20 protein-coding genes are annotated in these 20,166 nt (G+C 69.6%); 15 read left to right on the top strand and 5 right to left on the bottom strand.

The genetic code is table 11. From position 1 onward, the window contains the following. Window positions 1-60: 60 nt before the first annotated feature. Genes SAZ01S_RS00420 through SAZ01S_RS00405 form a run of 4 tightly spaced genes read left to right on the top strand, consistent with a single transcriptional unit; the run spans window position 61 to window position 3,197 of the window. The gene (locus SAZ01S_RS00420; RefSeq protein ID WP_084578943.1) at window positions 61-576 is read left to right on the top strand and encodes a winged helix DNA-binding protein; all 516 of its coding nucleotides are present in this window, start codon (window positions 61-63) and stop codon (window positions 574-576) included. A 10-nt stretch (window positions 577-586) separates the two neighbouring features. Then, a complete protein-coding gene (locus SAZ01S_RS00415) occupies window positions 587-1,246 on the top strand; it encodes a 5-oxoproline transporter, DUF969 family subunit (RefSeq protein WP_084578942.1) in 660 nt (219 codons plus the stop codon). Next, entirely contained in the window at window positions 1,243-2,205 is a 963-nt protein-coding gene (locus tag SAZ01S_RS00410) for a 5-oxoproline transporter, DUF979 family subunit (RefSeq protein WP_084578940.1), read from the top strand. Before SAZ01S_RS00415 ends, SAZ01S_RS00410 begins: the two co-directional genes overlap by 4 nt. After that, window positions 2,202-3,197, top strand: coding sequence for a DUF2891 domain-containing protein (locus SAZ01S_RS00405; RefSeq protein WP_084578938.1), 996 nt, complete (start codon window positions 2,202-2,204; stop codon window positions 3,195-3,197). The genes SAZ01S_RS00410 and SAZ01S_RS00405 overlap by 4 nt, the downstream gene beginning before the upstream one ends. Before the next feature lie 118 nt (window positions 3,198-3,315). Here the strand turns inward: SAZ01S_RS00405 and SAZ01S_RS00400 are convergent, their stop codons facing one another. The 4 genes from SAZ01S_RS00400 to SAZ01S_RS00385 form a co-directional block, all read right to left on the bottom strand. Then, complete coding sequence (locus SAZ01S_RS00400) at window positions 3,316-5,790, bottom strand: TonB-dependent receptor (protein ID WP_084578936.1); 2,475 nt, start codon at window positions 5,788-5,790, stop codon at window positions 3,316-3,318. Next, the gene (locus SAZ01S_RS00395) at window positions 5,774-6,739 is read right to left on the bottom strand and encodes a FecR family protein (protein WP_245824449.1); all 966 of its coding nucleotides are present in this window, start codon (window positions 6,737-6,739) and stop codon (window positions 5,774-5,776) included. Before SAZ01S_RS00395 ends, SAZ01S_RS00400 begins: the two co-directional genes overlap by 17 nt. 33 nt (window positions 6,740-6,772) lie before the next feature. Continuing rightward, window positions 6,773-7,288, bottom strand: coding sequence for an RNA polymerase sigma factor (locus SAZ01S_RS00390; RefSeq protein ID WP_084578934.1), 516 nt, complete (start codon window positions 7,286-7,288; stop codon window positions 6,773-6,775). Between the two features lie 103 nt (window positions 7,289-7,391). After that, entirely contained in the window at window positions 7,392-8,006 is a 615-nt protein-coding gene (locus tag SAZ01S_RS00385) for a M23 family metallopeptidase (RefSeq protein ID WP_218017988.1), read from the bottom strand. 95 nt (window positions 8,007-8,101) lie between these two features. On the opposite strand from SAZ01S_RS00385, the gene SAZ01S_RS00380 reads away from it, so the two are divergent. From SAZ01S_RS00380 to SAZ01S_RS23455, 11 genes are read left to right on the top strand one after another with little or no spacing between them, the layout of a single operon-like run. After that, a complete protein-coding gene (locus SAZ01S_RS00380) occupies window positions 8,102-8,908 on the top strand; it encodes an aldolase/citrate lyase family protein (RefSeq protein WP_245824447.1) in 807 nt (268 codons plus the stop codon). A 3-nt stretch (window positions 8,909-8,911) separates the two neighbouring features. Beyond that, complete coding sequence (locus tag SAZ01S_RS00375; RefSeq protein WP_084578930.1) at window positions 8,912-9,742, top strand: inositol monophosphatase family protein; 831 nt, start codon at window positions 8,912-8,914, stop codon at window positions 9,740-9,742. Continuing rightward, window positions 9,739-11,607 (top strand): SLBB domain-containing protein, encoded by a 1,869-nt coding sequence (locus SAZ01S_RS00370; protein WP_084578928.1) that lies wholly within the window; start codon window positions 9,739-9,741, stop codon window positions 11,605-11,607. The genes SAZ01S_RS00375 and SAZ01S_RS00370 overlap by 4 nt, the downstream gene beginning before the upstream one ends. Further along, window positions 11,604-12,698, top strand: coding sequence for a capsule biosynthesis protein (locus SAZ01S_RS00365; RefSeq protein WP_084578926.1), 1,095 nt, complete (start codon window positions 11,604-11,606; stop codon window positions 12,696-12,698). Before SAZ01S_RS00370 ends, SAZ01S_RS00365 begins: the two co-directional genes overlap by 4 nt. After that, entirely contained in the window at window positions 12,695-13,639 is a 945-nt protein-coding gene (locus SAZ01S_RS00360; RefSeq protein ID WP_084578925.1) for a glycosyltransferase family 2 protein, read from the top strand. The genes SAZ01S_RS00365 and SAZ01S_RS00360 overlap by 4 nt, the downstream gene beginning before the upstream one ends. After that, window positions 13,636-14,925, top strand: a complete 1,290-nt coding sequence (locus SAZ01S_RS00355; protein WP_084578923.1) for a hypothetical protein — start codon at window positions 13,636-13,638, stop codon at window positions 14,923-14,925. The genes SAZ01S_RS00360 and SAZ01S_RS00355 overlap by 4 nt, the downstream gene beginning before the upstream one ends. Beyond that, entirely contained in the window at window positions 14,922-15,935 is a 1,014-nt protein-coding gene (locus tag SAZ01S_RS00350; protein WP_084578922.1) for an NAD-dependent epimerase/dehydratase family protein, read from the top strand. The genes SAZ01S_RS00355 and SAZ01S_RS00350 overlap by 4 nt, the downstream gene beginning before the upstream one ends. Further along, window positions 15,923-17,743, top strand: coding sequence for a thiamine pyrophosphate-binding protein (locus SAZ01S_RS00345; protein WP_139809848.1), 1,821 nt, complete (start codon window positions 15,923-15,925; stop codon window positions 17,741-17,743). The genes SAZ01S_RS00350 and SAZ01S_RS00345 overlap by 13 nt, the downstream gene beginning before the upstream one ends. Then, window positions 17,740-18,147: a GtrA family protein gene (locus SAZ01S_RS00340; protein ID WP_084578918.1), complete on the top strand. Its 408-nt coding sequence runs from the start codon at window positions 17,740-17,742 to the stop codon at window positions 18,145-18,147. The genes SAZ01S_RS00345 and SAZ01S_RS00340 overlap by 4 nt, the downstream gene beginning before the upstream one ends. After that, window positions 18,144-18,635, top strand: a complete 492-nt coding sequence (locus SAZ01S_RS23460) for a hypothetical protein (protein ID WP_139809846.1) — start codon at window positions 18,144-18,146, stop codon at window positions 18,633-18,635. The genes SAZ01S_RS00340 and SAZ01S_RS23460 overlap by 4 nt, the downstream gene beginning before the upstream one ends. Next, complete coding sequence (locus SAZ01S_RS23455; protein WP_139809844.1) at window positions 18,632-19,102, top strand: class I SAM-dependent methyltransferase; 471 nt, start codon at window positions 18,632-18,634, stop codon at window positions 19,100-19,102. The genes SAZ01S_RS23460 and SAZ01S_RS23455 overlap by 4 nt, the downstream gene beginning before the upstream one ends. Here the strand turns inward: SAZ01S_RS23455 and rfbG are convergent. After that, entirely contained in the window at window positions 19,060-20,142 is a 1,083-nt protein-coding gene (rfbG, locus tag SAZ01S_RS00330) for a CDP-glucose 4,6-dehydratase (protein ID WP_245824445.1), read from the bottom strand. The two genes, SAZ01S_RS23455 and rfbG, sit on opposite strands and share 43 nt — an antisense overlap. Window positions 20,143-20,166: the final 24 nt, after the last annotated feature.

The raw sequence follows: 20,166 nt of genomic DNA, 5'->3' as shown, positions 1-20,166 counted from the left end.
CATAAATGTTGACACTTCGCTTGTATAGCGCAACCTTCCTTCTGCAGTGGGAGGTGCAGGATGTCGGAACGGGGAGGAGCCAAAGCGATCGTGTCGTCGGCGCATCTCGCGGATGGTGCATCGCCTGCCTTGTCGGAGCTGGAGTTCAGCCTCACCCTTGCCGCCACCGCCTATCAGCGCTGGATCGCCCGCTGTGCCGCCGCCGCGGGGGTTGCGCTGGCGCCGCTGGAGGTGCTGATCCTTCATACCGTCCGCCATCGCGACCGCCCCAAGCGGCTTGCCGACATCGCACTGGTCCTCGACGTCGAAGACACGCACCTTGTCACCTATGCCATCCGCAAGCTGGAAAAGGCCGGGCTGGTCACGACGCGGCGCGCGGGCAAAGAAAAGCTGATCGCCGCCACGGAAGCAGGCGTGGATTTCTGCGCTGCCTATCGGGCAATCCGGGAGACGGTGCTTGCCGAGCCTATCGCCGTCGACGGCCCGGATGCCGCGGCGCTGGCCCAGGCCGCCGGGCTGCTCCGCCGCCTCTCCGGCCAGTACAACCAGGCGGCCCGCGCCGCCGCGACCCTGTAGGAGCGCGGCGATGCTGGTCCTCTCAGGCATCGTCATCATCATTCTCGGCTTCGCGTTGCGCATCCATCCGCTGCTGGTCGTCACCGCCGCGGCGTTCGCCAGCGCGGCGGCGGCCGGGTACGGCCCGATCGCCGTCATCGCGCTGATCGGAAAAGCCTTTGTCGACGCGCGCTTCCTCGCCGTCGCCTGGCTGGCGCTGCCGGCGATCGGGTTGCTCGAACGCGCCGGGCTGCGCGAGCAGGCGCGCGCGGTCGTGCAGCGGCTGCGACGGGCGACCGCCGGGCGCGTGCTGCTCGGCTATTTCCTGCTGCGGCAGGCCGCGGCCGCGCTCGGCCTGACCGCACTGGGCGGGCATGTGCAGATGGTGCGCCCGATCGTCGCGCCGATGGTCGAGGGCGCGGCCGAACGCGATGCCGATGCCTCGCTCGACGACGACACCCGCCAGCGCCTGCGCGCGCATGCCGCCGCGGTCGACAATATCGCACTGTTCTTCGGCGAGGATGTGTTCATCGCGGTCGGCTCGATCCTGCTGATCCGGGCGATCCTGCAGCAGGAGGGGGTGAGCGTTGCGCCGCTGGAAGTGGCGATATGGGCGATCCCCACGGCACTCGCGGCGCTGCTGATCCACGGTGCCCGGCTGCTGCTACTCGACGGCAGGATGTCGCGGTGATCGGCCTCGACGCGATCGGCATCGCCGCTGCCACGCTCCCCGGCGCGGTCGCGCTGCACCACGCGTGCGACACGCGATCGCCGCGGCATTGGCGGAATGCCGCCTTTTGGGGCGCCTTTGCCACGACGCTCGGCGTGGGCCCGTGGCTGCCCGACCTGGTCAATGGCTGTCTCGTGCTGGCGATGGTTGCACTGGCGACGCTGGGGCTCAAGCCAGGGCCCGTTACCACCACCGACGACACAATTCGCGCGACACTCGCTCGGCGCTGGGGTGCCCGACTGTTCCTGCCGGCACTAGCGCTGCCGCTGGTCACGCTCGGCGGCACGGTTGCCCTTCCCCAAGGGCGGCTGGCGGGCATTGCGCTGGTCGACCCCAAGCAGGTGACGCTCGGCGCCCTCGCCGCCGGGGCCACGGTCGCCCTCGCGCTTGCGCTGCTCCTCACCCGCCCGCCGCGCGGCACTACCGCCACCGAAGCGCGCCGACTGGTCGACGGAATCGGCTGGCCGATGGTCCTGCCGCAGATGCTGGCGGCGCTGGGCGGTATCTTTGCGCTGGCCGGCGTCGGTAAGGTGGTGGCGAATGGTGTGCTCGGGCTGGTCGCAGTCGATACGCACTTCGTCGCGACCCTGGTCTATTGCCTGGGCATGGCGCTGTTCACTTTGGTGATGGGCAACGCCTTTGCCGCCTTCCCGATCATGACACTGGGCATCGGCGTGCCGATCCTCATCCACCAGCTGCACGGCGATCCCGCCGCGGTGGCGGCGCTTGGCATGCTGTCCGGCTTCTGCGGCACGCTGCTCACGCCGATGGCGGCGAATTTCAACATCGTCCCCGTCGCCGCGCTGGAGCTGCGCGATCGGTTCGCAGTGATCCGCGTGCAGGCACCGACCGCGCTGCTGCTGCTCGTCTTCAATATCGCGGCGCTGACGCTGCTCGCCTTTCCCGGAAGCCCGAAATGACCCCCGATCTCGCCGCCAGCTTCGCCCGCATCGCGCTCGGCCATGTCGAGCGTGAATATCCGCACAAGGCAGACCATGTGATGGACGGGGATGCGGATGCCTATATCCCGCATCTCGTCCACCCCATCTTCTACGGCAGCTTCGATTGGCACAGCTGCGTCCATGGCTATTGGCTGCTCGCCCGCGTACGGCGCCTGTTTCCCGAGCTTGCGGAAGCAGCCGCCATCGATGCCCTCTTCGCCCGCGCCTTCACGCCCGCAAAGGTCGAGGCAGAACGTGCCTATCTCGATCGCCCCAGCGCCCGCAGCTTCGAGCGCCCCTATGGCTGGGCCTGGACGTTGATGCTGGCCAGCGAGCTGATCGTTGCCCACAGCCCGCACGCGCAGACCCTGCAACCGCTGGCCGACGCGTTCATCGCGCGCTTCGAGGAATTCCTGCCCAAGCTGCATTACCCGGTGCGCGCTGGCTTCCATTCCAACACCGCTTTCGCGCTGGTGCTGGCCGAGCGCTACGCCCGCGCCTCCGGCGATGACGCGTTCCGCGCTACGCTTCGCGCCGCCGCCTCGCGCTGGTTCTCGCACGACCGCGGCGCACAGGCCTGGGAGCCGAGCGGCGAGGACTTCCTGTCGCCGACGCTGACCGAGGCACTGGCGATGCAAGCGCTGCTAGCGCCAGACGTGTTCGCATTGTGGTTCGCCGCGTTCCTCCCCGATCTCGCCACTGGCCAGCCCGCCGCGCTGTTCACGCCTGCCCAGGTCAGCGATCGCAGCGACGGCAAGATCGCGCATCTCGACGGCCTCAACCTGAGCCGCGCCTGGGCGATGCGCAGCCTGGCACGATCGGCTTCGGGCGACATGGCCCGCGCGTTGGACGAGGCAGCAGCCCGCCACCTGGCGGCGGCGATCGGGGAGGTGGCAGGAGACTATATGGGCGAGCACTGGCTCGCCAGCTTCGCGATGCTCGCGCTTACCGGCACCGACGGCACGGGGTAGCTGCGGCACAAGCCGCCGAAGTGCCGAACGAAGGCGAAGCTGCGAGAAGGCCGCTGCGCGGCGTTCCTTGCTGACGGACGCTGCCGGTCAACAAGCCCGACCCTTGGCGCCTGAGAGCCTAGAAATGCGCATCCACGCCCAGCCGGAAGCTGCGCGGCTGGAGCGGCGTGATCTGGTTCTGCTGACGCACCAGGAAGGGCGAGCCAAGCGCGAACCGATTCCCGCGGGAATCGAGCAGGTTGGTCGCGGCGAGGCTGATTCCCCGCCGCTCGTTGCCCACGCGCAGCTCAAGTCCGGTATCCAGATAGTTGCCCTGGGGAATGCCGAGGATGGTGCCGATCCCCAGCGTCGACTTGCCGATGTAGCGGGCGAATCCGTTCAGATCGAGCCGCTGCCCCGATCGCAGCAACCGGCTATAGGCAATGCCGATCCGCCCGCTGCGGTCGGCGACATTGGGTAGCCGTGTCTCATCGATGCGGCCGACTTCGATGGCGAGGGGCACGCCCGAATAGGCCGGCGTGATCGCATACACCCGCGTCACCGAAGTGGCCGGTGTGATCGAATAGGCAGGGGTGATGTGGCTGTCGTTGAGGTACAGCGCGGCATCAAGTTCCAGGCCATCGACCGGCCGCCACTTGCCGGACCAGCCGACGGAGCGGATCCGGCCATCGCCGATGTTCGCCGTGGTCGGATAGCCGAAACCATCCACCAGATCGGCCTGCACGTTCCGCCAGCGGGTGTAAGACAGCGTCAGCGCCAAATCGAAGCGGCGGCGCCCCACCCGAGCGCCGATTTCGGTGGTTTCGACGCGATCGCCCTGGAAGCGCTGGACGAAGTTCTGACGAATGGCGATGCCGCCCGGGCGAAAGCCTTGCTGGTAGCGCACAAAGGCGACAACACCCTCGGCGGGGCGCCAGGAGAGCGAGGCGGCGGGCAGCAAGCGGGTTTCGTGCCGCGTCGCCCGCGCCTCCGGATCGATGCGCAGCGCGACGGGTTCCGGCACGTCCTGCGATTCACCGGTCAGCGAGGATTGCGTTACCCGGCCGCCGAGGGTCAGCGTGGTGCGGGCGGTGGGCGTCATGCCATACTCGCCGTAGAGCGTCGCTTCGTTGGCGACGTTGCGCACGCCGGTAAGCAGCGTGCGGACGGGCGCCTCGCCCGTGTCGCGGCGCACGCTGGCACGATTCTGCAGCAGGCTGAGCCCGATCAGCCAGCCTGCGCCGTCAATGCCGCGCCGCGCCAGCCGGGTTTCGGCGCTGCGCAGTCGAATATGGTTGTCCTGCCTAAACACCGTGGGCTGCGCATCGACGGAGGGCTGGACGTCGAGCCGGGTGATGTCGATCAACCGCGGCCCTTCGAATTGTTCGAACACCTGCTGGTCGGCATAGCCGAACGAGGTGGTCCAGACGGTCTTGCCCCAGCGCTTGTTGACGACCATCTCGCCCAGCCAATAGGCATTGTGATAGGGCTGCGCGACGCTGCCGGCCCGCGACAGGCCGTCGCCCTCGCGATCGGCATATTGGCTGTCGTCGCCGTGGATGCGCTGGGCGAGCGTGGTCAGGTCGATCGTCCAGTCGCTGCCGGGCGCATAGCGCAGCGCTGCACGGCCGCCGATCGTGGTCACGCGGTTGACGTCGTGCAGCCGGCGCTGGCGATCGTCGATATAGCCGCCATCGATCCCGCCGAAGCCGAGCACGCGCAGCGCCAGCCGATCCTGGACGATCGGCAGGTTGAGGATCGCACCGCCATCGCCGCCGGGCGCGCCGTGCTGGATCGCCTGCACGCCGCCCCAGGCCTGGCCGCCCATCATGCCGAGATCCGGACCATTTGGGACGACCCGCAGCACCCCGCCGAGCGAGCCGGCGCCATAGAGGGTTCCCTGCGGCCCTTCCAGCACCTCGATCCGCTTCACATCATAGAGCCGCAGGCTGGGGTCGGGCGCGCTATAGGTGATCCGGCTGTTCCCCCAATATTGCCCAACGGTCGCCTGGGTGGGCCCGACAAAGCTCGAATCGGCGATGCCGCGGATGAACAGCTTGTTGCGTCCCGGGCCCAGATGGGTGGACGTGACGCTGCTGGCGCGCGCCTCGATCGCATCGGTCCCGCGCGCGCCCTCCGCCAGCGACAGGCGTTCGCCATCGAGGATCTCGGCGCCGCCAGCATAGGCCGACAAGGGCACGTCGCGCTTCGTCGCAGTGACGACGATGACGTCGTCCTGCACCGCGGCTGGCGGCTTGGCCGGCGGCGCGGCAGCGCGTTGCGGCCGCATGACCCGGGGCTTTCCGGGCCCGACCGGGGCGCGTTCGACCACAAAGCTCGCCTCGGCCACCCGCCGCACGCGCACCGCCGCGCCTGCGAACAGCCGCTCCAGAACCTGCTGCGGCAGATAGCGGCCCCGCACGCCCGCCACCGGCAGCCGCAACAGGCTTGCATCGTGGATGCCGACGCTGACGCGGCCCTGGCGGCCGAGCATCCGGACCGCCTCCCCCGCCGTGGTCGCCGGGATATCGATATCGATAACGCGCTCCTGCGCCGCCGCGGGCGCGGCGACGACGAGGCTCGACAGAGCTGCGATTCTAGCGGGGCGGACCATCGGGCCGGGTGATCCGCCATCCCTCGCCGTCGCGCACCAGCCGGGCACCGAGCAGCGGTGCCACCCGCGCCATCACGGCGTCGGGCGCGCCATCGAGGACGATCGTGCCGGAAAAGCGCCGGGCGGCCAGCGCGTCGTCGATGACGACCGGTTTCCCCAGATTGCGGGCAAGATCCTCCGCAACGGTGCGCAGCGGCGCGTCGGTAAACTGCAGGAAGCCGCTGCGCCATCCGCCGACAGCACCCGGATCCACCGTCCGCTTGACGGGAGTGGCCGTCGCGGAGGCGCGCGTCAGCATGTCACCGGCGGCCAGCCGGATCACTGCCCCGCTGCCGCGATAGTCCACCGCGCCCTCGGCAACCGCCACGTCGAGCGCCCCGTCGCGATTGACGACGTTGAACACCGTGCCGACGTCGACCAGCCGCGCGCCGTCCTTCGTCGTCACCACGAACGGCCGGGCCTGATCATGGCGTACCTCGAACAACGCCTCGCCCTGGAGCATGGCGATTTCGCGCGGGCGGGCGGCATCGAACGTCAATCGCGTGCCGCCGTTGAGCACGATCCGCGAGCCATCGGCAAGGTCGACGGTGCGACGCTCGCCAGGCGCCGTGGCATAGTCCTGCTGCGCGCGATGATCGAGCGCCAGCCAGCTGCCACCCGCCGCAAGCAGCGCGACGCCTGCCGCTGCTGCCGGCATCCGCCAGCGCCGCGGCACGCGCGCCGGCGGCACATAGGCCGGTGCGGGAGACGGCAGCGGGGCAGGCGGAACGTCGAACAGCGCGTCGACGCCTTCGAGATCATCGAGTGCCGCTTCATAGGCGGCGTTGTGCGCCGGATCCTGCTCCAGCCACGCGGCAAAGGCGTCCCAATCCGCGAACGCGGGATCGCTCACGCGAATCGCCCATAGGCGCGCGTCCTCGCGAAGCAGATCGTCCGATTCAGCGCTCATGCCCATATCCCTGTCCAGACGGAGTCCTGCCGCCTATTCCGCATCGAATTTTTCGCGAAGCCGCGACAGCGCGCGATAGGCCTTTTGCAGGTCCTTCTCGACCGAGCTGACGCTGACGCCAAGTTCGCGCGCGATCACCGCCTGCCCCACCCCATCGAGGCGGTAGCGGCGGAAGGCGGTGCTCACGCGCGGCCCCTGCGCCGCCAGCACCGCTTCGGCTTCGCGCAGCCGCTGGCGCGCGATCAGCACACGCTCGCCTGTCGCTTCCTCGTGCGCGCCGAAGCTCGCTTCATGCCACGCCTGCTGGCGGCGTTCGCGGCTGATTGCGCTGCGGCTGCGATCCCGCATCACATTTTCCGCCGCGCGGAAAAGATAGGCGAGCGGATCGGCGAGCGGCTGCGACGGCGTCGCGACCACGCGCTGCCACAGTTCGTGCAACACGTCTTCCGCCTCGTCGCCAGCACCGCGTGCCGCCAGGAAACGCAGGAGCCGCGCGCGTTCCTCCACGAGGAGGCGCGCGATCCCGTCGGGTTTCGAATCCGGTTCCATCGCGCAGGGGAAAGCACCCCAGCCGCCCCTTGCCAAGCCCCCCAATCGGCTGAGGCTCGCGCCATCGCGCGACGATCCCGTTGCGTCGGAAGGAAATCAGCGCTCATCGCGGGAGATGCCGCAGCACCACGTCGCCGCTCGGCAGGACCGCCGGATCGTCCGCGAGAGCAACATCCCGCGCGCTGGCGAAGCGCGAGCGATAGGGAACCGTTGCCGGCGCGGGATCGAGCCGCTCCACCGGAACGGGAGCAGGCACGGCAGCAGCCGAGGGCGCGCCCAGATAGCGGAGCGGATCGACCGCGACGCCCGCTACCCGCACCTCGAAGTGCAAATGGCTGCCGGTTGAACGCCCGGTCGACCCCATCGCCCCGATCACCTGTCCGCGCGCGACGTGCACACCGCGATACACGAGAATCTGCGAGAGATGCGCATAGCGCGTGGTGCTGCCGTCCGGATGGACAAGCTCGATCCACCGGCCATAGCCCGGCGCTTGGCGCGCGATGCGAACGATACCATCGGCAGCCGCCGACACCGGCGCGCCCATCGGACCGGGCAGATCGATGCCGTCGTGAAACCTGCGCCCACCATGCAGCGGATCGCTCCGCGGCCCATAGCCGGAGGAGATGCGGGGTAGCGCACGATCCCGGGCAGCCCCGGCACCGGGAACCAGCAGGAACAGAAGGATCAGCAGTCGCATGGCCGAAAAACGGAGTCGCACCCCCGATTCCGCAGGCCGCAAAATAGTTTGCGGAATTGCCCGATCGGCCCCGTCTTCCCGCCAAAGCCAACCCGGAAACCATAGCGAGGACAGGGATGAACCCCACCGAAGCGCACATGCTCGACATGCTCAAAAAGGGCCGCGACGCGTACGGCATCGTCGCCGTAAAGGCAGAGTTCGAAGCCGAGGGCACCCGCCCGGACGAACTGCTCCGCCTGCTGGACCTTGCCCGTCGTGCGGACCTGAAGGTGGCGCTGAAGATCGGCGGATGCGAGGCGGTGAGCGACCTGCACGCCTCCCGCCTGTACGGCACCGACTATATCATCGCGCCGATGGTCGAGACGCCCTATGCGCTCTCCAAGTTCGCGGATGCGCGCGACAAGGTCTATGGTGCCGATGCGCGCGGAACGTCGTTCCTGTTCAACCTCGAAACCGCCGTCACGCTCGCCTCGCTCGACGCGATGCTGCCGATCGCCGCCGCGCGGCTGGACGGGATCGTCTTCGGTCGGGTCGACTTCACCCTGTCGCAGGGGCTGCCCCGCACCGCCGTCAACGAACGGGCGATCACCGATGCGGTTCGGACTGCAGCGGAGGCCTGCCGCCGCCATGACCTGGAACTGGTGGTCGGCGGTTCGGTCGCGGTGGAAGCCGGGCCGGCGCTGCGCGAGATCCGGCAGATCCGCCTCGATCGGTTCGAGACGCGCAAGATCATCTTCGACGGCGCGGCGGTGGAAAGCGCCGACTTCGAGGCGGGCATCGCGCTGGCGGTGGCGTTCGAACTGGCCTGGCTGGAGAACAAGCGCGACCTGTATCGTTCCGCCGCCGAAGAGGATGCCAGCCGCATCGCGATGATGCGCGCCCGCGCCGCCAGCGCGGAAGCGCGTCGCCTGGTCGCCGCCTGATCCATGTCGCTCGGATCGCATGTCGCGGCGCTGATGCGCCAGGTCGCCGAAACCGAGATCCTGCCGCGGTTCCGCATGTTGGCCGCGCATGAGATCGTGGAAAAGAGCCCCGGCGAAATCGTCACCAGCGCCGATATGGCGGCAGAGGCGCGCCTGCGCGAAGGCCTCGAACGCCTGGAAAGCAGCGCGCGGGTCGTCGGCGAGGAAGCCTGTGCCGAGGATCCGGACATGCTCGCCGATGTCGGCCAGGGACTCGTCTGGCTGGTCGACCCGCTCGACGGGACGGCCAATTTCGCCGCGGGCGGCGGCCCGTTCGGGATGATGGTGGCGCTGGTGAGCGACGGCGAGACGGTGGCCGGCTGGATGCTCGACCCCCGCTCGGGCCGGATGTGCCGGGCCGAGCGGGGCCTGGGCGCGTGGCTGGACGACCGGCCGGTTCGCGCCCGCCCCGCCGTGCGCCCGCGCCGGATCGCCGCGCTGGCGACGCAGTTCATGGCCGCCCCGGATCGCGCCTGCACACGACACGCCGCCGAGCGGCGCTTCACGCTGGAGCCGATCCCGCGCTGCGCGGCAGAAAGCTACCCGCGGCTAGTGACGGGGCGCAACGACGTCGCCCTCTTCCAGCGCATCCTTCCCTGGGACCACGCACCGGGCGTGCTGTTCCTTACCGAGGCCGGTGGCCATGCCAGCCATTGGGACGGCACGCGGTATCGCGTCGGCGGCGCCGGAAAGGGCCTGCTCGTCGCGAACAGCCACGGTGCTTGGCAGGAAGCCGCCGACGCGCTGCATGGCACACTGGCAACGATCGGATCGCCCGAGGCGCTTGCCGCATGACGCTTCGATACGTGTCCGTTACCGCGGGCGTGGCGCTGGCACTGGTCGCCGCGCCCGCTTCGGCACAGCTTGCCTCGCCGGTCGGCGGGGCGGCGCGGGCTGGGATTGGTGCGGAGGGCAGCAGCCCCCGCGCAACGCCAGGAATCGCCGTCCCGGAGGCCACCCCCACCCCCTTTGCTCCGGCCCGGATCGATCAACCCCAACCCGATCCGGTGCCGGCGTCGGCGGCGGCGTCCCCCACGCCGCCGCCGGCATCGGCCGTGCCGCCCAGCGCCTTCGAATCCTTTGTCTCCGGCGTCGCCGGCAAGCCGCTGCGCCGCTTCGGCGCCGAGCTGCTGGTGCCCGAAGCGCGCGATTTCACCGTGCCGGCAACCACCGCGATCCCCCCCGATTACCGGATCGCCCCGGGGGACCAGCTGCGGCTCGATCTCGCCGGCTCGGTGCAGGGCGCCGGACTGCGTCTTACCGTCGACGGCGAAGGCCGGATCTTCGTGCCCCAGGTCGGCGCGATCCAGGTCGGCGGCGTGCGCTACGGCGATCTCCGCGACGTGATCGCCGCGCGGGTGTCGCGCCAGTATCGCGGGTTCACCCTGGAGGTGAGCGTGGTGCGGCTGCACGGGCTGCGCATCTACGTCACCGGCTTTGCCCGCCGGCCGGGTGCCTACACCGTCACCAGCATCGCCACGCTGGTGAACGCGGCGCTGGCGGCTGGCGGGCCTGCCGAGGGCGGCAGCTTCCGCTCGATCCAGCTGCGTCGCGGCGGCGAACTCGTCTCCGATCTGGACCTGTACGACCTGCTGCTGCGCGGCGACAAACGCGGCGACGCCAGCCTGCGCGACGGCGACGTCATTCATATCGCGCCGGCCGGCCCGCAGGTCGCGGTGATCGGGAGCGTCAATCGCGAGGCGATTTTCGAGGTCGCCCCCGGCGAGACGCTTGCCGACGCTGTCGCCTATGCCGGCGGGGCCAGCACCGTCGCCGATACCGGCCGGCTGCTGGTGCTCGACTCCCTCGGCCAGGGCAATGGCGGCTGGCAGCAGCTGAGCGCCGCCGACGCCCGTAGCCGCGTGGTACGTCGCGGCGACGTCGTGCAGGTGCTGAGCAATGTCGGCGTCGCCCATCCGATCGCCCAGCAGCCCGTGCTGGTGACGCTGAGCGGCGAAGTTGCACATCCCGGTCGCTATTATGTCCAACCCGGCACACGCCTCGCGGACGTGATAGCGCAGGCGGGCGGATTGACCCGCGAGGCCTTCCCCTATGCCAGCGTCATCACCCGCGAGAGCGTGAAGGCGCAGCAGCGGGAGAGCTTCGCCCGCGCGGTGGACGACATGGAGCTGCAGCTCAGCACCCAGCCGCTGGTTTCGGCCAATCGCGCGCAGCTGGCGACCTCCGCCAATCTCCAGCTGCTCGACCAGGTGGTCGCCAAGATGCACGCGCGCGAGCCGAGCGGGCGACTGGTGTTCGACCTGCCCGTCGACGCGCGCGCCCTGCCCGCCGACCTGCTGCTCGAGAATAACGACACGATCCATGTTCCCACCCGCCCGGTAACGATCGGCGTGTTCGGCGCGGTCGCCAGCCCCGCCTCCTTCGCCTATCGCGACGGGCAGACGATCGGCGATGCGGTGCGCAGCGCGGGCGGCGTCCAGTCGCTCGGCCATCGTAAGGAGATCTTCGTCGTCCGCGCGAATGGCACGGTGCTGGCCGAAGGCACGCGCACGCTGCGCGCGCCAGCCCTGCCCGGCGACCTGATCTTCGTCCCGATCGACGCCAATCGCGGCGCATTCTGGGCGCGGCTGCGCGATATCACCGGCAGCCTGTTCGGCGGCGTGGTCGGCGCGGCCACGGTGGTGAACGCGGTACGATGATGGCCCGTATCAAACGCTGGATCGCCGATCCGCGGCTGCGGCGGCGCGGCTATGCGCTGGCCGCGCTGGTCCTCGCCATCCTGTGCGTGCTTCCCCGCCCCTATGCGGCGCGCGCCAAGATCGTGCCGCAGGACCCGAACAGCGTCGGCCTCGGCTCCACGCTGAACGCGCTGGGCGGCCAGCTCGGCGGCTTTGCCGCGCTGCTCGGCGGCGGCAAGCAGCCGATCGACCTGTACCTGGCCATCGCCCGCGGACGCGAGGTTACCGACGCGGTCATAGCCCAGCTCAAGCTGGTCGACCGCTATGGCTCGGCGCGGCAGGCGCAACTCGCGGTGGCGAAGAAGGTCGACATCCATTCGCTGACCGGGGGCGTGATCGAGATCGAGGCGCGCACCCATGATCCGCAGGAGGCGCAGGCGCTTACCCAGGCGCATGTCGCGGCGATCACCGCCCGCCTCAACGCGCTGCAGCGCGAGCGGCTGGCGCGCAAGCAGGCGATCGTCCGCGAACGGTTCGCCGGGGCGAGCGCGCGCGTTGCCGCCGCCGAGACCGCGCTGGATACGTTCCGCCGCCAGAACCGCCTCGCCGAGCCGGAAGCGCAGCTCGGCGCGGAACTGTCGCTGCGCGCCGGCTTGCAGGCGCAATTGCAGGCGAAGCTGGTCGAAATGGAGACGCTGGGCCAGTTCCAGGGCCCGGACAATCCGCAACTGCGCGCGCTCCAGTCCGAAGTGGCGTCGCTGCGCGCCCAGATCGCCCGTAGCGCGGCACCCAGCGAAGGCGCCGCCGGGCCCAATGTCGCCGGGCTGTCCGCGATCACCAGCGCCTATCTCAACCGCTATCGCGACTATCGCTTCGCCCAGGCGCTGTTCGAAGTCTATTCGCGGGCGTCCGAAGAGGTGGCGGTGGAGTCGCTCACCGCCGAAAGCGCTTCGGACGTGCAGGTGATCGAAGCGGCGCGGGTGGATGCCGACGCCAAGTTCAACATCTCGGCGGTGGCGCTGCTGGCCCTCGTCCTCGCACTTGCCCTGTTCACCGAAGTCTATGCGCCCGCCACCGGGTTGAAACTGCCGCTGATCGGGGACCGGACATGATGCGCGAGCCCGTGCCGGAACTCTCCATCGTCATTCCGTGCTTCAACGAGATCGAGAATGTCCGCGCCATCACCCAGGCGGTGACGCGCGAGGCCGAGCAGCACGCTGCCAGCCACGAGATCATCCTGATCGACAATTTCTCGACCGACGGCACGCGCGACGCGATCCGCGCGCTGTGCGCCGAGGACCGGCGCGTCCGCGGCATATTGAACAACCGAAACTACGGCCAGATGCGCTCCCCCACCCATGGCATCTATCAGGCGCGGGGGCGCGCGGTGATCGGCATGTGCGCCGATTTCCAGGATCCGCCCGCGCTGATCGGCACGCTGATGTCGCTGTGGCGCGGCGGCGCCAGGATCGTGCTGGCACAGCGGCGCAGCGAGCGCGCAAGCCCGCTGCTCACGCTGGCGCGCCGCGCCGGCTATGCGGTGCTCGGGCGGATCGCCGACTATCCGGTGCTCCCCAACGTCACCGGCTTCGGCTTGTTCGACCGGACCGTGATCGACACCGTCAGCCGCTGGCACGAGCCGGAGCCGTTCTTCCGCGGCATGGTGGTGGAAAGCGGCTTTCCGGTCGCGCTCGTCCCGTTCGACCGGCCGGAGCGCGCGGCGGGCGAGACCAAGAACAACCTCGCCAGCCTCTTCTCCTTCGCGCTCTCCGGCCTTGCCGGATCGGCCAAGGCGCTGTTGCGGCTGCCGATCCTGCTTTCGCTATGGGCCGGCGGCATCGCCGCGCTGCTGCTGCTGGCCGGGCTGGTCGCCGCGGTGCTGGGCGGCCCCGCCTGGCCGCTGCTCGGCTGCGCCGCTGCCGGCGGCATGTTCGCCTGCGTGCTGCTGTTCCTGGGCCTGATCGGCGACCAGGTACGGCTGATCGCCGAGCGCACCCGCGGCGTGCCGCTGGTGGTGGAGGAAGCGCGCATCAACTTCCCCGACGGCGCATGATGCAGCGCCGCCCCCTGCCGATCACGGAAACGCTGCTGATGCTTGCCGTCGTGGCGAGCTTTGCCCATGCAGCCTGGTGGTTCGTGGACAAGGGCTATCTGCCCCAGCCCTTCGTGTTCGATACCAACGATACCTTCATGGACTGGTTCAACACCGCCTATTGGGCGAACCGGCCGGGCATCTACAGCGTCTGGCGCAGCATCTATCCGCCGCTGTCCTTCGTGTTCCTCGACCTGACGAGCCTGCCCGGCTGCTATCCAGGCTCGCCCTTCCATGCGCGCGACTGCGACTGGCTGGCGCGCGGGACGATCGCCGCCTTCTACCTTGTCGACATCGCCCTGCTGTGGATCGCGTTCCGTCGCAACGACCCGCGGACCGCGATCCCGCGCAGTGTGGCGATGGCGCTCGGCCTGCCGCTGCTGTTCACGCTGGAGCGCGGCAACCTGATCCTTGTCGCGCTGCCGGCCTTCATCCTCGCCTATGGGCCGGTTACCCGCTCGGGCGCATGGCGGGCGATCGCGGTGGCCGTTACCATCAACTTCAAGCCCTATCTGTTGCTGCCCGCGCTGGCGCATGCGCTGCGGCGCGAATGGCGGTCGCTGGAGTTGGCGGGAATTGCAACGGTCCTGCTCTACCTCGCAACGCTCGCCTGGGTGAGTTCCGGGACGCCCGGCGAACTTGCCTCGAACACCGCCAACTGGGTGCACTTCGTCGCCGGGCAGGTCTGGAACGAAGTGAATTATTCCACCAGCTATGCGCCGTTCCTGCTGCTGCGCAAGAGCCAGCTGCCGTTGCTCGAATTCGTACCGTCACGCCTGGTGGAGGGGATCGAAGTGGCGGTGCCGGTGGCGATCCGCTCGACCCAGTGCCTGGCCCTGGCCGCGCTCGCCGCCGCCTGGCTCCAGCCGCGTGCGCTGACCCAGAGCCGCATCGCGACGATCCTGCTGGGCGCCTATCTCGTCACCCAGTCGCCGGGCGGCTATACCCAGGCGTTCCTGCTGTTCCTCGTCCTGCTCGAGCCGTGGAAGGGCGGCGCGGCGATCGCCATCGTCGCGGCCTATCTGCTCTGCCTCGTCGGCGACTGGCCGCTGGCCAGCGTGCTCAAGCTCGAGACGCAAAGCTGGCTGAGCGGCCGGCCGGTGCTGCCCGAATTCGGCCTGACGATCGGCCATTTCGTGCGGCCGGGGCTGGTGATCCTGATCGTCTGGTCGCTGTCGATCGACGCGCTGGTGCGGGTCGCGCTGGCGCATCGAGCGACGCGGCCAGTGCTGGGGCTGGCGGCATGATCCCCGATTCCGATCTCGCCGCGATCAATGCAGCGCTCGCGCCGCACTGGCACAAGCTGGAGGGCGCACGGATCTTCATGACCGGCGGCACCGGCTTTATCGGCCGGTGGATGCTGGAGGCGCTGGCGCGCGCGCCGATCGCGGTCCAGGTGACGCTGCTGACCCGCGATCCCGCCGCCTTCGCCGCCCGCGCGCCGCATCTGGCGAAGCGGTTCGAACTGGTCGCCGGCGACGTGCTGCACTTCCAGGCGCCACGCGGCCAGTTCGATCACATCCTGCACGGCGCCACCGATGCCAGCGCCGCGCTGACGGCAACCGATCCCCGCCGCATGTTCGATACCATCGTCAGCGGCACCCGCGCGCTGCTCGACCTTGCCCGTGAGACGGGTGCGCGCTTCCTGCTGATGAGTTCGGGTGCCGTCTATGGCGCGCAGACCATGCCCCATGTCGGCGAGGACTGGACGGGCGGCCCCGATCCGCGCGACCCTAAATCCGCCTATGCGGAAGGCAAGCGCGCCGCCGAGGCGCTGACCGCCATTCACCACCACCAGTTCGGCATCGACACGGTGACCGCGCGGATCTTCGCGCTGCTCGGCCCCGGCCTGTCGCTCGACACCCATTTCGCCGCGGGCAACTTCATCCGCGACGCGATCGCGGGCCGCGCGATCCGGGTGATCGGGTCGGGACAGGCGGTGCGCTCCTATCTCTATGCCGCCGATCTCGCGATCTGGATGTGGGCGCTGCACCTGAACGCCGCGCCCGGCGCGACCTACAATGTCGGGTCCGAAGAGGCTGTGTCGATCGCGGACCTCGCCCGCCGCACGGCGCGGGTGCTCGGCGTCCCCGAGGTCGAGATCCTCGGCCGCCCCGATCCCGGCTGGAACCCCGGCCGCTACGTTCCCTCGACCCACGCGATCCGCCGCGACCTCGATCTCCGCGCCACCGTCGATCTCGACGAGGCGATCCGGCGGACCGCCCTTGCCAATGGATGGATTCCATGCCCGAAATGAAACTCTCCGACTGGCTGGCCGACTGGCTGGCAGACCACGGCATCGAACAGGTGTTCATGCTCACCGGCGGCGGTGCCATGCACCTCAACCATTCGCTGGGCACCCATGCCCGGCTGAAGACGATGTTCACCCATCACGAACAGGCGCTGGCGATGGCGGCGGAGGCCTATGCCCGCTTCACCAATCGCCCGGCGGTGGTGAACGTCACCTCCGGCCCCGGCGGCACCAACGCGATCACCGGCGTCTATGGCGCCTATGTCGACTCGATCCCGATGCTCGTCCTCTCGGGCCAGGTGAAGCGCGAGACGACGGTGCGCTCGACCGGCCTCAAGCTGCGCCAGCTGGGCGACCAGGAACTCGACATTGAGGAACTGGTCCGGCCGATCACCAAATATGCGACGATGGTCACCGATCCGGCGACGATCCGCTACCATCTCGAAAAGGCACTGTATCTGGCGACCAGCGGGCGGCCCGGCCCGGTGTGGCTCGACATTCCGCTCGACGTGCAGGCGGCGCGGATCGACCCCGCCACGCTGCCCAGCTTCGATCCGGCGGAGATCGACGCACCGTGGCGCGACACCGATCTCGGCGAGACCGCGCGCACGATCCTCGCCCGGATCGCCGCGGCCGAGCGCCCGGTGGTGCTGGCGGGCGGCGGGGTCCGGCTGAGCGGAGCGCATGCCGCCTTCCTTGCCCTCATCGAGCGGCTGGGCGTGCCGGTCGTCACCGGCTGGAACGCGCACGACACGCTGTGGGACGACCACCCGCTCGCCGCCGGCCGGCCGGGCACGGTGGGCGATCGCGGCGGCAACATGGTCACGCAGAGCGCCGATCTGTTGCTGGTGCTCGGCAGCCGCCTCAACATTCGGCAGGTGAGCTACAACTGGGCCAGCTTCGCGCGCGAGGCGTACAAGATCTGGGTGGATATCGATCCGCTCGAACTGCAAAAGCCCACCGTGCGCCCCGACCTCCCGGTGGTCGCCGACCTGGCCGACCTGCTGCCGGCGATGCTGGAGATGCCCTATGCCGGGCCGACGCCCGCGCACCGGGAATGGCTGGCCTGGGCGAAACAGCGCGTCGCCCGCTTCCCCGCGGTCCTGCCCGAATATCGCGAACACGGTCCGCTCAACCACCCCTATGTGGCGATGGAAGCTCTGTTCGACGCACTGGCAGCGGACGACGTCGTGGTGACGGGCAATGGCTCGGCCTGCGTCGTCAGCTTCCAGGCCGGGCGGCTGCGCCAGGGGCAGCGGCTGTGGACCAACTCCGGCTGCGCGACGATGGGCTATGACCTGCCCGCCGCGATCGGCGTGTGCGCGGCGACCGGAGGCAGCCGCCGCGTCATCTGCATCGCCGGCGACGGCAGCATCATGATGAACCTGCAGGAGATGCAGACGATCGCCGGCTATGGCCTGCCGGTGAAGGTCTTCCTGCTCAACAATTCGGGCTATGTCTCGATCTTCCAGACGCATCGAAACTTCTTCAACGGCGTGGAAGTGGGCGGCGGGCCGAAGAGCGACGTGACCTTCCCAAGCTTCAAGAAGGTCGCCCACGCGTTCGGCTTCGCCTATGCGCGGGCGGAGGGACATGGCGATCTCGCCGACGCGATCCAGGCGACGCTCGATGCGCCCGGGCCCGCGCTGTGCGAACTGATGATCGACGAACATGTCGGCTTCGCCCCCAAGCTGAGCGCCAAGGTGCATCCGGACGGCCGCATCACCTCGCCGCCGCTGGAGGATCTCTCGCCCTTCCTGCCGCGCGAAGTGCTGGCCGAAAACATGGCGATCCCGCTGATGGAGGAGGAATGAGCACGCTGGCCATGCCGTCGCGCCGGCCGCTGCGCTTCCTGATCGCCGGGGCGGCCAACACCGCCTTCGGCCTGGCCATCTATCCGGCGCTGTTGCTCGGCATACCCGAGCTGCACACCCATTATCTGCTCGCGCTGGCAATCGCGCAGGGGCTGAGCCTGTGTTTCGCCTTCGCCACCTACAAGCTGGGGGTGTTCCGCACGCGGGGCAATCTGGCGCGCGAATTCGGCGCCTTTTCCGGCTTCTACCTGTTCAACTATGCGGCGAACTGGGCCGCGCTTCCCGCGCTGGTCGAATGGGGCGGCATATCGCCGCTGATCGCCCAGCTGGGCTTTACCGCCGCGCTGATCGCCGGAAGCTGGTTCTGGCACAGCCGCGTCACCTTCCGGGAACCTCGCCGATGACTCACCCCGCCTTGCGCGACCGGTCCTGTCCCCTGTGCGGATCGCGTGATGCCGCCCCCGAAGTCCGCAGCCGCCGCCGCGCCGAGCTGCGCACGGTCGACGAGCTGCGCCCGTTCTGGTTCGGGATCGACAAGGAACGGCGCTTCTTCACCTATCATCGCTGCCGCGACTGCGGGCTGCTCTACAATCGCGTGTTCTTCGACGATGCGCAGCTGGGGGCGCTGTACGGCGCGATGCCGCCGAACATGGACCTGGTCCCCGATGCGGCGATCGTCGCCACGCAGCGCGGCTATTTCGAAGCGGTCGCCGCGCGCACCAGTCTGACGGGCGGCTATCTCGAGCTCGGCCCCGATGTCGGCCATGTCGTCGCCGAGGCGGCGACCCACGGCAGCTTCGATTCTTTCTGGCTGTTCGAGCCCAACCGTGCGTCCATGATCGGCTGCGCGTCGCGACCGCGGGGCGCCCGGCCCGGATCCTCACCGACATGACCGATCTGTCGGCGGTGCCGGACGGCAGCATCGGCCTCGCCGTGGCGGTGCACGTCCTCGATCACCTGCTGGATCCTTTGGCAATGCTGACGGCAGTGCGCGCCAAGCTGCGGCCGGGCGGCATGCTGATGCTCGTCACCCATGACGAGCGCTCGGCGCTGCGCCGGGTGCTCGGAGCGCGCTGGCCGGCCTTCTGCCTCCAGCACCCCGAACTCTACAATCCGGCGACGCTGCAGGCACTGCTGGTCCGCGCCGGCTTCACCGACGTGGCGGTGACGCCCAGTGCCAACCATTTCCCGATCGATTTCCTCGCCCGCCAGGCCGCGCAGGCGATCGGCGTCCCCGCGCTCGGCCGGCTGCCGTTGCCGAAGCGGGCGGTGCGGCTCCGCCTCGGCAACCTGCTCACCTTCGCGGCTGCGCCCGATCAGGCCGCCGTCGAACGGACCCGGCTCGAAAGCGCGACATAGTGCGCGATCTGCTGCAGGGTGATCTGGCGTGCATCGCCTTCGGCCCGATGCCAGGCGACGATCCAGTCGAGTGCCTCGCCCAGCCGCAGCGCCGGATGCCACCCGAGCGCCGCCTGCGCGCGCGCGGTATCGAGGCGCAGCAGCGCCGCCTCGTGCGGGCGCGAACGGGTATCGCGGACCGGCGGCACGGCGCCATCGCCCCATGCCGCCAGCATCCGATCGACGATCCAGCGGACCGGCCGGGCATCGTCCGCGTCCGGCCCGAAGTTCCAGGCGTCGGCGAACCGTCGCTCGCCGGCCAGCAGCCGTTCGCCGAGCATCAGATAGCCGCCCAGCGCCTCCAGCACGTGCTGCCACGGCCGCACCGCGTCGGGCGCGCGGATCAGCGGCGCGACCCCGGCCTCGAAGGCGCGGACCAGGTCCGGCACCAGCCGGTCCGCCGCCCAGTCGCCGCCGCCGATCACATTGCCCGCGCGCACGGTGGCGAGCAGCGGGCCGCCATCGTCGAAATAGGAACGCCGATAGGCCGCAGCGACCAGTTCGGCGCAGCCCTTGGAGTTGCTGTACGGGTCGTGCCCACCCATCGGATCGCTTTCGCGATAGGGCCAGGGCCATTCGCGGTTCTCGTAGCATTTGTCGCTGGTGACGCACACGATCCCGCGCACGCCGCCGGCAAGCCGCACCGCCTCCAGCACGTGCACCGTGCCCATCACGTTGGTGGCATAGGTCTCCACCGGCTGGGCATAGGACAGCCGCACGAGCGGCTGCGCGGCGAGGTGGAAGATCACCTCGGGCCGCGCCCGTTCGACCACGCCGATCACCGTGGCGAGATCGCGCACATCGCCCTCGACATGATCGATCAGCGCCCCCACCCGCGCCGCGGCGAACAGGCTCGGTTCGGTCGGCGGGGCGAGCGCGAGGCCGGTGACCTGTGCGCCCATCGCGTGCAGCCACAGCGTCAGCCAGCTTCCCTTGAAGCCGGTATGGCCGGTGACGAGCACGCGACGACCGTTCCAGACCGGGCTCACCAGCGCTTCCACGGCGCATCCCCCTTCTGCCAGAGC

Origin of the sequence: Sphingomonas azotifigens NBRC 15497 (assembly GCF_002091475.1) — a bacterium.
Taxonomy (GTDB): domain Bacteria; phylum Pseudomonadota; class Alphaproteobacteria; order Sphingomonadales; family Sphingomonadaceae; genus Sphingomonas; species Sphingomonas azotifigens.
This window is presented reverse-complemented; position numbering and strand designations above follow the sequence as displayed.

Coding starts and splice junctions, on each gene's coding strand:
- SAZ01S_RS00420 (WP_084578943.1), top strand. CDS start 61: ATGTCGGAACGGGGAGGAGCCAAAGCGATCGTGTCGTCGGCGCATCTC.
- SAZ01S_RS00415 (WP_084578942.1), top strand. CDS start 587: ATGCTGGTCCTCTCAGGCATCGTCATCATCATTCTCGGCTTCGCGTTG.
- SAZ01S_RS00405 (WP_084578938.1), top strand. CDS start 2,202: ATGACCCCCGATCTCGCCGCCAGCTTCGCCCGCATCGCGCTCGGCCAT.
- SAZ01S_RS00400 (WP_084578936.1), bottom strand. CDS start 5,790: ATGGTCCGCCCCGCTAGAATCGCAGCTCTGTCGAGCCTCGTCGTCGCC.
- SAZ01S_RS00395 (WP_245824449.1), bottom strand. CDS start 6,739: ATGAGCGCTGAATCGGACGATCTGCTTCGCGAGGACGCGCGCCTATGG.
- SAZ01S_RS00390 (WP_084578934.1), bottom strand. CDS start 7,288: ATGGAACCGGATTCGAAACCCGACGGGATCGCGCGCCTCCTCGTGGAG.
- SAZ01S_RS00380 (WP_245824447.1), top strand. CDS start 8,102: ATGAACCCCACCGAAGCGCACATGCTCGACATGCTCAAAAAGGGCCGC.
- SAZ01S_RS00375 (WP_084578930.1), top strand. CDS start 8,912: ATGTCGCTCGGATCGCATGTCGCGGCGCTGATGCGCCAGGTCGCCGAA.
- SAZ01S_RS00370 (WP_084578928.1), top strand. CDS start 9,739: ATGACGCTTCGATACGTGTCCGTTACCGCGGGCGTGGCGCTGGCACTG.
- SAZ01S_RS00365 (WP_084578926.1), top strand. CDS start 11,604: ATGATGGCCCGTATCAAACGCTGGATCGCCGATCCGCGGCTGCGGCGG.
- SAZ01S_RS00360 (WP_084578925.1), top strand. CDS start 12,695: ATGATGCGCGAGCCCGTGCCGGAACTCTCCATCGTCATTCCGTGCTTC.
- SAZ01S_RS00355 (WP_084578923.1), top strand. CDS start 13,636: ATGATGCAGCGCCGCCCCCTGCCGATCACGGAAACGCTGCTGATGCTT.
- SAZ01S_RS00350 (WP_084578922.1), top strand. CDS start 14,922: ATGATCCCCGATTCCGATCTCGCCGCGATCAATGCAGCGCTCGCGCCG.
- SAZ01S_RS00345 (WP_139809848.1), top strand. CDS start 15,923: ATGCCCGAAATGAAACTCTCCGACTGGCTGGCCGACTGGCTGGCAGAC.
- SAZ01S_RS00340 (WP_084578918.1), top strand. CDS start 17,740: ATGAGCACGCTGGCCATGCCGTCGCGCCGGCCGCTGCGCTTCCTGATC.
- SAZ01S_RS23460 (WP_139809846.1), top strand. CDS start 18,144: ATGACTCACCCCGCCTTGCGCGACCGGTCCTGTCCCCTGTGCGGATCG.
- SAZ01S_RS23455 (WP_139809844.1), top strand. CDS start 18,632: ATGACCGATCTGTCGGCGGTGCCGGACGGCAGCATCGGCCTCGCCGTG.